This is a genomic window from Escherichia sp. KTE52, assembly GCF_000408325.1.
GTDB classification, from domain to species: domain Bacteria; phylum Pseudomonadota; class Gammaproteobacteria; order Enterobacterales; family Enterobacteriaceae; genus Escherichia; species Escherichia marmotae.
Genome location: NZ_KE138680.1, coordinates 2,011,922 through 2,023,826 on the forward strand (window position 1 = coordinate 2,011,922; position 11,905 = coordinate 2,023,826).

The following is an 11,905-nucleotide window of genomic DNA, read 5'->3' on the forward strand; positions in this document are numbered from 1 at the left end:
TCGAGAATCCCAGAGAGCTTACTTAAGTAAGTGACCTGAGTGAGCGAGCGAAGACAACGCGCCTGCAGCTTGAAATATGAAGGGGAGAGCCCTTATAGACCAGGTAGTACACGTTTGGTTAGGGGGCCTGCATATGGCCCCCTTTTTCACTTTTATATCTGTGCGGTTTAATTCCGGGCAGATCACATCTCCGAGGATTTTAGAATGGCTGAAATTACCGCATCCCTGGTAAAAGAGCTGCGTGAGCGTACTGGCGCAGGCATGATGGATTGCAAAAAAGCACTGACTGAAGCTAACGGCGACATCGAGCTGGCAATCGAAAACATGCGTAAGTCTGGTGCGATCAAAGCAGCGAAAAAAGCAGGCAACGTTGCTGCTGACGGCGTGATCAAAACCAAAATCGACGGCAACTACGGCATCATTCTGGAAGTTAACTGCCAGACTGACTTCGTGGCAAAAGATGCTGGTTTCCAGGCGTTCGCAGACAAAGTTCTGGACGCAGCGGTTGCTGGCAAAATCACTGACGTTGAAGTTCTGAAAGCACAGTTCGAAGAAGAACGTGTTGCGCTGGTAGCGAAAATCGGTGAAAACATCAACATTCGCCGTGTTGCTGCGCTGGAAGGCGACGTTCTGGGTTCTTATCAGCACGGCGCGCGTATCGGCGTTCTGGTTGCTGCTAAAGGCGCTGACGAAGAGCTGGTTAAACACATCGCTATGCATGTTGCTGCAAGCAAACCAGAATTCATCAAACCGGAAGACGTATCCGCTGAAGTGGTAGAGAAAGAATACCAGGTACAGTTGGACATCGCGATGCAGTCTGGTAAGCCGAAAGAAATCGCAGAGAAAATGGTTGAAGGCCGCATGAAGAAATTCACCGGCGAAGTTTCTCTGACCGGTCAGCCGTTCGTTATGGAACCGGCAAAAACTGTTGGTCAACTGCTGAAAGAGCATAACGCTGAAGTGACTGGCTTCATCCGCTTCGAAGTGGGTGAAGGCATCGAGAAAGTTGAGACTGACTTTGCAGCAGAAGTTGCTGCGATGTCCAAGCAGTCTTAATTATCGAAAAGGAGCCGCCTGAGGGCGGCTTCTTTTTGCGCCCATCTTGTAAATTCAGCTAACCCTTATGGGGCTGCGCTGAAAAGCGACGTACAATGTCGCCAGTATTAATTCATTTCAATCGTTGACAGTCTCAGGAAAGAAACATGGCTACCAATGCAAAACCCGTCTATAAACGCATTCTGCTTAAGTTAAGTGGCGAAGCTCTGCAGGGCACTGAAGGCTTCGGTATTGATGCAAGCATACTGGATCGCATGGCTCAGGAAATCAAAGAACTGGTTGAACTGGGTATTCAGGTTGGTGTGGTGATTGGTGGGGGTAACCTGTTCCGTGGTGCTGGTCTGGCGAAAGCGGGTATGAACCGCGTTGTGGGCGACCACATGGGCATGCTGGCGACCGTGATGAACGGCCTGGCAATGCGTGATGCACTGCACCGCGCCTATGTGAACGCTCGTCTGATGTCCGCTATTCCATTGAATGGCGTGTGTGACAGCTACAGTTGGGCCGAAGCTATCAGCCTGTTGCGTAATAACCGTGTGGTGATCCTCTCTGCCGGTACTGGTAACCCATTCTTCACCACTGACTCTGCAGCTTGCCTGCGTGGTATCGAAATTGAAGCCGATGTGGTGCTGAAAGCAACCAAAGTTGACGGTGTGTTTACCGCTGACCCGGCGCAAGATCCAACTGCAACTATGTACGAGCAGTTGACCTACAGTGAAGTGCTGGAGAAAGAACTGAAAGTGATGGACCTGGCTGCCTTTACGCTGGCTCGTGACCACAAATTACCGATTCGTGTTTTCAACATGAACAAACCGGGTGCGCTGCGCCGTGTGGTAATGGGTGAAAAAGAAGGGACTTTGATTACGGAATAATTCCCGTAATGGATAAATAAGGGTAAGATTCCGCATAAGTATCGCGGGGGCGTAAGTCTGATTATAAGGCGTTATTGTTTCAGGCAGTTTGGTCACGGCCAGCGCGCAACAACCGGAGCGTACAAAAGTACGTGAGGATTGCGAGCACTGCCCAGGGTCAAAATGGCAAATAAAATAGTCTAATAATCCAGACGATTACCCGTAATATGTTTAATCAGGGCTATACTTAGCACACTTCCACTGTGTGTGACTGTCTGGTCTGACTGAGACAAGTTTTCAAGGATTCGTAACGTGATTAGCGATATCAGAAAAGATGCTGAAGTACGCATGGACAAATGCGTAGAAGCGTTCAAAACCCAAATCAGCAAAATACGCACGGGTCGTGCTTCTCCCAGCCTGCTGGATGGCATTGTCGTGGAATATTACGGCACGCCGACGCCGCTGCGTCAACTGGCAAGCGTAACGGTAGAAGATTCCCGTACACTGAAAATCAACGTGTTTGACCGTTCAATGTCTCCGGCCGTTGAAAAAGCGATTATGGCGTCCGACCTCGGCCTGAACCCGAACTCTGCGGGTAGCGACATTCGTGTTCCACTGCCTCCGCTGACGGAAGAACGTCGTAAAGATCTGACCAAAATCGTTCGTGGTGAAGCAGAACAAGCACGTGTTGCGGTGCGTAACGTGCGCCGTGACGCGAACGACAAAGTGAAAGCACTGTTGAAAGAAAAAGAGATCAGCGAAGATGATGATCGCCGTTCTCAAGACGATGTACAGAAACTGACTGACGCTGCAATCAAGAAAATTGAAGCGGCGCTGGCAGACAAAGAAGCAGAACTGATGCAGTTCTGATTTCTTGAACGACAAAAACGCCGCTCAGTAGATCCTTGCGGATCGGCTGGCGGCGTTTTGCTTTTTATTCTGTCTCAACTCTGGATGTTTCATGAAGCAACTCACCATTCTGGGCTCGACCGGCTCGATTGGTTGCAGCACGCTGGACGTGGTGCGCCATAATCCCGAACACTTCCGCGTAGTTGCGCTGGTGGCAGGAAAAAATGTCACTCGCATGGTAGAACAGTGCCTGGAATTCTCTCCCCGCTATGCTGTTATGGACGATGAAGCGAGTGCGAAACTTCTTAAAACGACGCTACAACAACAAGGTAGCCGCACCGAAGTCTTAAGTGGCCAGCAGGCTGCTTGCGATATGGCGGCGCTTGACGATGTTGATCAGGTGATGGCTGCGATTGTCGGTGCCGCAGGCCTGCTACCTACGCTTGCCGCGATCCGCGCGGGTAAAACCATACTGCTGGCAAACAAAGAATCACTGGTCACCTGTGGACGTCTGTTCATGGACGCCGTAAAGCAGAGCAAAGCGCAGTTATTACCCGTCGATAGCGAACACAACGCCATTTTTCAGAGTTTACCGCAACCTATTCAGCACAATCTGGGATACGCTGACCTTGAGCAAAATGGCGTGGTGTCCATTTTACTTACCGGGTCTGGTGGCCCTTTCCGTGAGACGCCATTGCGTGATTTGGCAACAATGACGCCAGATCAAGCTTGTCGTCATCCGAACTGGTCGATGGGACGTAAAATTTCCGTCGATTCGGCCACCATGATGAACAAAGGTCTGGAATACATTGAAGCGCGCTGGTTGTTTAACGCTAGCGCCAGCCAGATGGAAGTGCTGATTCATCCGCAGTCAGTGATTCACTCAATGGTGCGTTATCAGGACGGCAGTGTTCTGGCGCAGTTGGGTGAACCCGACATGCGAACGCCAATTGCCCACACCATGGCATGGCCGAATCGCGTGAACTCTGGCGTGAAGCCGCTCGATTTTTGCAAACTGAGTGCGTTGACATTTTCCGCACCGGATTATGAACGTTATCCATGTCTGAAACTGGCGATGGATGCGTTTGAACAAGGCCAGGCTGCGACGACGGCATTGAACGCCGCAAACGAAATTAGTGTTGCAGCCTTCCTTGCGCAACGGATTCGTTTTACGGATATCGCCGCGTTGAATTTATCCGTGCTGGAAAAAATGGATATGCGCGAACCACAATGCGTGGACGATGTGTTGTCTGTTGATGTCAATGCGCGCGAGGTCGCCAGAAAAGAGGTGATGCGTCTCGCAAGCTGAGGATAATCCGGCTACAGAGAGTCGTGCTATTTGTTAGCGTAGGGCTTCAGTGATATAGTCTGCGCCATCTGATCGTAAGTAGTTGGCTTTCTAAGGTCAGGTATGCCGTGGTTTGACACGGCTTTTTTTTGTATAGGCTTCAGTATTCCTGAGTACCGTAAACCCTTTCAGGGAATAAGAAACGCGTGATGTTGTCTGCTACTCAACCACTTAGCGAAAAATTGCCAGTTCATGGCTGTCGCCATGTCGCGATCATTATGGATGGCAACGGGCGCTGGGCAAAAAAGCAAGGGAAAATTCGCGCCTTCGGGCATAAAGCCGGGGCTAAATCGGTCCGTCGGGCGGTCTCTTTTGCGGCCAACAACGGTATTGAGGCGTTAACGCTGTATGCCTTTAGTAGTGAAAACTGGAACCGACCAGCGCAGGAAGTCAGTGCGTTAATGGAACTGTTTGTGTGGGCGCTTGATAGTGAAGTAAAAAGCCTGCATCGGCATAACGTGCGTCTGCGTATTATTGGCGATACCAGTCGCTTTAACTCGCGTTTGCAAGAACGTATTCGTAAATCTGAAGCGTTAACTGCCGGGAATACCGGTCTGACGTTGAATATTGCGGCGAACTACGGTGGACGTTGGGATATAGTCCAGGGCGTCAGGCAACTGGCTGAAAAGGTGCAGCAAGGAAATCTGCAACCGGATCAGATAGATGAAGAGATGCTAAACCAGCATGTCTGTATGCATGAACTGGCCCCTGTAGATTTAGTAATTAGGACTGGGGGAGAGCATCGCATTAGTAACTTTTTGCTTTGGCAAATTGCCTATGCCGAACTTTACTTTACAGATGTTCTCTGGCCCGATTTCGATGAACAAGACTTTGAAGGGGCGTTAAATGCCTTTGCTAATCGAGAGCGTCGTTTCGGCGGCACCGAGCCTGGTGATGAAACAGCCTGATGGGGGTCGCTTTTGCTGAAGTATCGCCTGATATCTGCTTTTGTTTTAATACCCGTAGTCATCGCGGCACTGTTTCTGTTGCCGCCGGTGGGGTTCGCTATTGTTACGCTGGTGGTCTGTATGCTGGCAGCGTGGGAATGGGGACAGCTTAGCGGTTTTACCACTCGCTCGCAGCGGGTATGGCTGGCGGTGCTGTGCGGGTTATTGCTGGCGCTGATGCTTTTTCTGTTGCCAGAATATCACCGAAATATCCATCAACCGCTGGTTGAAGTCTCGCTTTGGGCTTCGCTTGGCTGGTGGGTTGCTGCGTTGTTATTGGTGTTATTCTACCCCGGTTCTGCGGCAATCTGGCGAAACTCCAAAACATTGCGCATTATCTTTGGTGTATTAACCATTGTTCCCTTCTTTTGGGGCATGCTGGCGTTACGGACATGGCACTATGACGAGAATCATTACAGTGGCGCGATATGGCTGCTCTATGTCATGATCCTGGTCTGGGGAGCCGACTCTGGCGCATATATGTTTGGCAAATTGTTTGGCAAACATAAGTTGGCACCGAAGGTTTCTCCAGGCAAGACCTGGCAGGGCTTTATTGGCGGACTCGCGACCGCAGCGGTAATCTCATGGGGTTACGGCATGTGGGCGAATTTGAACGTTGCACCTATCACCTTACTCATTTGCTCTATTGTCGCGGCGTTAGCCTCAGTGTTAGGCGACTTGACCGAGAGCATGTTTAAGCGTGAAGCAGGAATTAAGGACAGCGGTCATTTAATTCCAGGACACGGCGGTATTTTGGATCGTATTGATAGCCTGACGGCTGCGGTGCCGGTCTTTGCTTGTCTGTTGTTGCTGGTATTCAGGACGCTTTGACGGAAGGTATTATGCTGAGTTTTCTCTGGGATTTGGCTTCGTTCATCGTTGCACTGGGTGTGCTTATCACCGTGCATGAATTTGGTCATTTCTGGGTTGCCCGGCGTTGTGGTGTCCGCGTTGAGCGATTCTCGATAGGCTTTGGTAAGGCGCTCTGGCGCCGGACTGATAAGTCAGGCACTGAATATGTCATCGCCCTGATCCCGTTGGGCGGTTATGTCAAAATGCTGGATGAGCGCGCAGAACCGGTTGTTCCGGAACTCCGCCACCAGGCCTTCAATAATAAATCTGTCGGCCAACGTGCGGCGATTATAGCCGCAGGTCCGGTTGCAAACTTCATTTTTGCTATCTTTGCCTACTGGCTGGTTTTTATCATTGGCGTGCCTGGTGTTCGTCCGGTGGTTGGCGAAATATTACCCAACTCGATAGCTGCGCAAGCACAAATTGCACCAGGTACGGAACTAAAAGCCGTTGATGGTATCGAAACGCCTGATTGGGATGCTGTGCGTTTGCAGTTGGTCGATAAAATTGGCGATGAAAGTACCACCGTTACCGTAGCACCATTCGGCAGCGACCAGCGACGCGATGTAAGGCTCGATTTACGTCACTGGGCGTTTGAGCCTGATAAAGAAGATCCTGTATCTTCTTTGGGGATTCGTCCCCGTGGGCCGCAAATTGAACCTGTACTGGAAAATGTGCAGCCAAACTCAGCGGCAAGCAAGGCGGGTTTGCAAGCAGGCGACAGGATCGTTAAAGTCGATGGTCAGCCATTAACGCAATGGGTGGCGTTTGTGATGCTTGTCCGGGATAACCCGGGTAAAGCCTTAGCGTTGGAAATTGAAAGGCAGGGGAGTCCCTTGTCTTTAACATTAGTCCCGGAGAGCAAACCGGGTAATGGCAAGGCGATTGGCTTTGTCGGTATTGAGCCGAAAGTCATTCCTTTGCCAGATGAGTATAAAGTTGTACGCCAGTATGGGCCGTTCAACGCCATCGTCGAAGCCACGGACAAAACGTGGCAGTTGATGAAGCTGACGGTCAGTATGCTGGGAAAATTGATCACCGGTGATGTGAAACTGAACAACCTCAGTGGGCCGATCTCTATCGCCAAGGGGGCTGGGATGACAGCGGAACTCGGGGTTGTTTATTATCTGCCGTTTCTTGCGCTTATTAGCGTGAACTTAGGGATAATTAACCTGTTTCCGTTGCCCGTACTTGACGGGGGGCATCTGCTGTTCCTTGCGATCGAAAAGATCAAGGGCGGACCGGTATCCGAGCGGGTTCAAGACTTTTGTTATCGCATTGGCTCGATTCTGCTGGTGTTGTTAATGGGGCTTGCACTTTTCAATGATTTCTCTCGGTTATGAGAGTTAGTTAGGAAGAACGCATAATAACGATGGCGATGAAAAAGTTGCTCATAGCGTCGCTGCTGTTTAGCAGCGCCACCGTATACGGTGCTGAAGGGTTCGTAGTGAAAGACATTCATTTCGAAGGCCTTCAGCGTGTCGCCGTTGGTGCGGCCCTCCTCAGTATGCCGGTGCGCACAGGCGACACGGTTAATGATGAAGATATCAGTAATACCATTCGCGCTCTGTTTGCTACCGGCAACTTTGAGGATGTTCGCGTCCTTCGTGATGGTGATACCCTTCTGGTTCAGGTAAAAGAACGTCCGACCATTGCCAGCATCACTTTCTCCGGTAACAAATCGGTGAAAGATGACATGCTGAAGCAAAACCTCGAGGCTTCTGGCGTGCGTGTGGGCGAATCTCTTGATCGCACCACCATTGCTGATATCGAAAAAGGTCTGGAAGACTTCTACTACAGCGTCGGTAAATACAGCGCCAGCGTAAAAGCTGTCGTGACACCACTGCCGCGTAACCGTGTTGACCTTAAACTGGTGTTCCAGGAAGGTGTGTCAGCAGAAATCCAGCAAATCAACATTGTTGGTAACCATGCCTTCACCACCGACGAACTGATCTCTCATTTCCAACTGCGTGACGAAGTGCCGTGGTGGAACGTGGTAGGTGATCGTAAATACCAGAAACAGAAACTGGCGGGCGATCTTGAAACCCTGCGCAGTTACTATCTGGATCGCGGTTATGCCCGTTTCAACATTGACTCGACTCAGGTCAGTCTGACGCCGGATAAGAAAGGTATCTACGTCACGGTGAACATCACCGAAGGCGATCAGTATAAGCTCTCTGGTGTTGAAGTGAGCGGCAATCTTGCCGGCCACTCCGCTGAAATTGAGCAACTGACGAAAATCGAGCCGGGTGAGCTGTATAACGGCACCAAAGTGACCAAAATGGAAGATGATATTAAAAAGCTTCTCGGTCGCTATGGTTATGCCTATCCGCGCGTACAGTCGATGCCTGAAATTAACGATGCCGACAAAACCGTTAAATTACGTGTGAATGTCGATGCGGGTAACCGTTTCTACGTGCGTAAGATCCGTTTTGAAGGTAACGACACATCGAAAGATGCCGTCCTGCGCCGTGAAATGCGCCAGATGGAAGGTGCCTGGTTAGGCAGCGATCTGGTTGATCAGGGTAAAGAACGTCTGAATCGTCTGGGCTTCTTTGAAACGGTTGATACCGATACCCAACGTGTCCCGGGTAGTCCGGACCAGGTTGATGTGGTTTACAAGGTCAAAGAACGTAACACCGGTAGCTTCAACTTCGGTATTGGTTACGGTACAGAAAGTGGCGTGAGCTTCCAGGCGGGCGTACAGCAGGATAACTGGTTAGGTACGGGTTATGCTGTTGGTATTAACGGTACTAAAAACGATTACCAGACCTATGCTGAACTGTCCGTTACCAACCCATACTTCACTGTAGATGGCGTAAGCCTTGGTGGTCGTGTCTTCTATAATGACTTCCAGGCAGATGACGCCGACCTGTCCGACTATACCAACAAGAGTTATGGTACAGACGTGACGTTAGGCTTCCCGGTTAACGAATACAACTCGCTGCGTGCAGGTCTGGGTTATGTACATAACTCCTTGTCTAACATGCAGCCGCAGGTCGCGATGTGGCGTTATCTCTACTCTATGGGTGAACATCCGAGCACCTCTGATCAAGATAACAGCTTCAAAACGGACGACTTCACGTTCAACTATGGCTGGACCTATAACAAGCTCGACCGTGGTTACTTCCCGACGGATGGTTCGCGTGTCAACCTGACGGGTAAAGTGACCATTCCGGGATCGGATAACGAATACTACAAAGTGACGTTAGACACGGCGACCTATGTGCCGATCGACGACGATCACAAATGGGTTGTGCTGGGCCGTACTCGTTGGGGTTACGGTGATGGCTTAGGCGGCAAAGAGATGCCGTTCTATGAAAACTTCTATGCCGGTGGTTCCAGCACCGTGCGTGGCTTCCAGTCCAACACCATTGGTCCGAAAGCGGTTTACTTCCCGCATCAGGCCAGTAATTATGATCCGGACTACGACTACGAATGTGCGACTCAGGACGGCGCAAAAGATCTGTGTAAATCGGATGATGCTGTAGGCGGTAACGCCATGGCGGTTGCCAGCCTCGAACTCATCACCCCGACACCGTTCATTAGCGACAAGTATGCTAACTCAGTCCGCACTTCCTTCTTCTGGGATATGGGTACTGTTTGGGATACAAACTGGGATTCCAGCCAATATTCTGGATATCCGGACTATAGTGATCCAAGCAATATCCGTATGTCTGCGGGTATCGCATTACAATGGATGTCCCCATTGGGGCCGTTGGTGTTCTCCTACGCCCAGCCGTTCAAAAAGTACGATGGAGACAAAGCAGAACAGTTCCAGTTTAACATTGGTAAAACCTGGTAAGTGTTCTCCACAAAGGAATGTAGTGGTAGTGTAGCGATGACTTTTGGCGATCTTTATAAGATCGCCGGGCCACGCAAAGAACTGCACCTTCCGGTGCAAATGGGATGGTAAGGAGTTTATTGTGAAAAAGTGGTTATTAGCTGCAGGTCTCGGTTTAGCACTGGCAACTTCTGCTCAGGCGGCTGACAAAATTGCAATCGTCAATATGGGTAGCCTGTTCCAGCAGGTAGCACAGAAAACCGGTGTTTCTAACACGCTGGAAAATGAGTTCAAAGGCCGTGCCAGCGAACTGCAGCGTATGGAAACCGATCTGCAGGCTAAAATGAAAAAGCTGCAGTCCATGAAAGCCGGTAGCGATCGTACTAAGCTGGAAAAAGACGTGATGGCTCAGCGCCAGACTTTTGCTCAGAAAGCGCAGGCTTTTGAACAAGATCGCGCACGTCGTTCCAACGAAGAACGCGGCAAACTGGTTACTCGTATCCAGACTGCTGTGAAATCCGTTGCCAGCAGCCAGAGCATCGATCTGGTTGTTGATGCAAACGCCGTTGCTTACAACAGCAGCGATGTAAAAGACATCACTGCCGACGTACTGAAACAGGTTAAATAAGTAATGCCTTCAATTCGACTGGCTGATTTAGCGCAGCAGTTGGATGCAGAACTACACGGTGATGGCGATATCGTCATCACCGGCGTTGCGTCCATGCAATCTGCACAAACAGGTCATATTACGTTCATGGTTAATCCTAAATACCGTGAACATTTAGGCTTGTGCCAGGCGTCCGCGGTTGTGATGACCCAGGACGATCTTCCTTTCGCGAAAAGTGCCGCACTGGTAGTGAAGAATCCCTACCTGACTTACGCGCGCATGGCGCAAATTTTAGATACCACGCCGCAGCCCGCGCAGAACATTGCACCAAGTGCGGTGATTGATGCAACGGCGAAGCTGGGTAACAACGTCTCAATTGGCGCTAACGCGGTCATTGAGTCCGGCGTTGAGCTGGGTGATAACGTGATTATCGGTGCCGGTTGCTTCGTTGGTAAAAACAGCAAAATCGGCGCAGGTTCGCGCCTTTGGGCGAACGTAACCATTTACCATGAGATCCAGATCGGTCAGAATTGCCTGATCCAATCCGGAACTGTGATCGGTGCAGACGGCTTTGGCTATGCCAACGATCGTGGTAACTGGGTGAAGATCCCACAGATTGGTCGCGTGATTATTGGCGATCGCGTGGAGATTGGTGCCTGTACTACCATCGATCGCGGCGCGCTGGATGACACGGTGATCGGCAATGGCGTGATCATTGATAATCAGTGTCAGATTGCACATAACGTCGTGATTGGCGACAATACGGCGGTTGCCGGTGGCGTCATTATGGCGGGCAGCCTGAAAATTGGTCGTTACTGCATGATCGGCGGTGCCAGCGTAATCAACGGGCATATGGAAATATGCGATAAAGTGACGGTTACGGGCATGGGTATGGTGATGCGTCCTATTACTGAACCTGGCGTCTATTCCTCAGGCATTCCGCTGCAACCCAACAAAGTCTGGCGCAAAACCGCTGCACTGGTGATGAACATTGATGATATGAGCAAGCGTCTGAAATCGCTTGAGCGCAAGGTTAATCAGCAAGACTAACGTTCCATCTATTGTTCGCCAAACTTTACGGCCTGTCTCATTCTTACGATTGCGGCAGGCCGTGTTATTATTATCGTTTCTTATATTTTGACAGGAAGAGTATCTTGACTACTAACACTCATACTCTGCAGATTGAAGAGATTTTAGAACTTCTACCGCACCGTTTCCCATTCTTACTGGTGGATCGCGTGCTGGATTTTGAAGAAGGTCGTTTTCTGCGCGCAGTTAAAAATGTCTCTGTCAATGAGCCATTCTTCCAGGGCCATTTCCCTGGAAAACCGATTTTCCCGGGAGTGCTGATTCTGGAAGCTATGGCACAGGCAACAGGTATTCTGGCGTTTAAAAGCGTAGGAAAACTGGAACCGGGTGAACTTTACTACTTCGCCGGTATTGATGAAGCGCGCTTCAAGCGCCCGGTTGTACCAGGCGATCAAATGATCATGGAAGTCACTTTCGAAAAAACGCGCCGTGGCCTGACCCGTTTTAAAGGGGTTGCTCTGGTCGACGGTAAGGTAGTTTGCGAAGCAACGATGATGTGTGCTCGTAGCCGGGAGGCCTGAT

At 50.4% G+C, this 11,905-nt stretch carries 11 protein-coding genes; all 11 read left to right on the top strand.

The window, feature by feature from the left end:
- The first annotated feature begins 204 nt into the window (after nucleotides 1-204).
- The 11 genes from tsf to fabZ all read left to right on the top strand — a co-directional run bounded on the left by tsf (nucleotide 205) and on the right by fabZ (nucleotide 11,904).
- Nucleotides 205-1,056, top strand: coding sequence for a translation elongation factor Ts (gene tsf / locus A1SC_RS02395; protein WP_000818112.1), 852 nt, complete (start codon nucleotides 205-207; stop codon nucleotides 1,054-1,056).
- Nucleotides 1,057-1,202: 146 nt separating this feature from the next.
- On the top strand, nucleotides 1,203-1,928 hold the full coding sequence (gene pyrH, locus A1SC_RS02390; RefSeq protein WP_000224575.1) for a UMP kinase: 726 nt from the start codon (nucleotides 1,203-1,205) through the stop codon (nucleotides 1,926-1,928).
- A gap of 291 nt (nucleotides 1,929-2,219) precedes the next feature.
- A complete protein-coding gene (gene frr, locus A1SC_RS02385; protein ID WP_000622419.1) occupies nucleotides 2,220-2,777 on the top strand; it encodes a ribosome recycling factor in 558 nt (185 codons plus the stop codon).
- A 91-nt stretch (nucleotides 2,778-2,868) separates the two neighbouring features.
- A complete protein-coding gene (ispC, locus tag A1SC_RS02380; RefSeq protein ID WP_000811946.1) occupies nucleotides 2,869-4,065 on the top strand; it encodes a 1-deoxy-D-xylulose-5-phosphate reductoisomerase in 1,197 nt (398 codons plus the stop codon).
- Between the two features lie 188 nt (nucleotides 4,066-4,253).
- Nucleotides 4,254-5,012, top strand: a complete 759-nt coding sequence (gene ispU / locus A1SC_RS02375) for a (2E,6E)-farnesyl-diphosphate-specific ditrans,polycis-undecaprenyl-diphosphate synthase (RefSeq protein WP_001517776.1) — start codon at nucleotides 4,254-4,256, stop codon at nucleotides 5,010-5,012.
- 12 nt (nucleotides 5,013-5,024) lie between these two features.
- A complete protein-coding gene (cdsA, locus tag A1SC_RS02370) occupies nucleotides 5,025-5,882 on the top strand; it encodes a phosphatidate cytidylyltransferase (RefSeq protein WP_000922453.1) in 858 nt (285 codons plus the stop codon).
- Between the two features lie 11 nt (nucleotides 5,883-5,893).
- Entirely contained in the window at nucleotides 5,894-7,246 is a 1,353-nt protein-coding gene (rseP, locus tag A1SC_RS02365) for a sigma E protease regulator RseP (RefSeq protein ID WP_000948226.1), read from the top strand.
- 29 nt (nucleotides 7,247-7,275) lie between these two features.
- Nucleotides 7,276-9,708: an outer membrane protein assembly factor BamA gene (gene bamA, locus A1SC_RS02360; protein ID WP_001240903.1), complete on the top strand. Its 2,433-nt coding sequence runs from the start codon at nucleotides 7,276-7,278 to the stop codon at nucleotides 9,706-9,708.
- Between the two features lie 121 nt (nucleotides 9,709-9,829).
- Nucleotides 9,830-10,315, top strand: a complete 486-nt coding sequence (skp, locus tag A1SC_RS02355) for a molecular chaperone Skp (RefSeq protein ID WP_000758958.1) — start codon at nucleotides 9,830-9,832, stop codon at nucleotides 10,313-10,315.
- A gap of 3 nt (nucleotides 10,316-10,318) precedes the next feature.
- The gene (gene lpxD / locus A1SC_RS02350) at nucleotides 10,319-11,344 is read left to right on the top strand and encodes a UDP-3-O-(3-hydroxymyristoyl)glucosamine N-acyltransferase (protein ID WP_001139277.1); all 1,026 of its coding nucleotides are present in this window, start codon (nucleotides 10,319-10,321) and stop codon (nucleotides 11,342-11,344) included.
- Between the two features lie 104 nt (nucleotides 11,345-11,448).
- Nucleotides 11,449-11,904: a 3-hydroxyacyl-ACP dehydratase FabZ gene (fabZ, locus tag A1SC_RS02345; protein ID WP_000210739.1), complete on the top strand. Its 456-nt coding sequence runs from the start codon at nucleotides 11,449-11,451 to the stop codon at nucleotides 11,902-11,904.
- Nucleotide 11,905 lies beyond the last annotated feature (1 nt).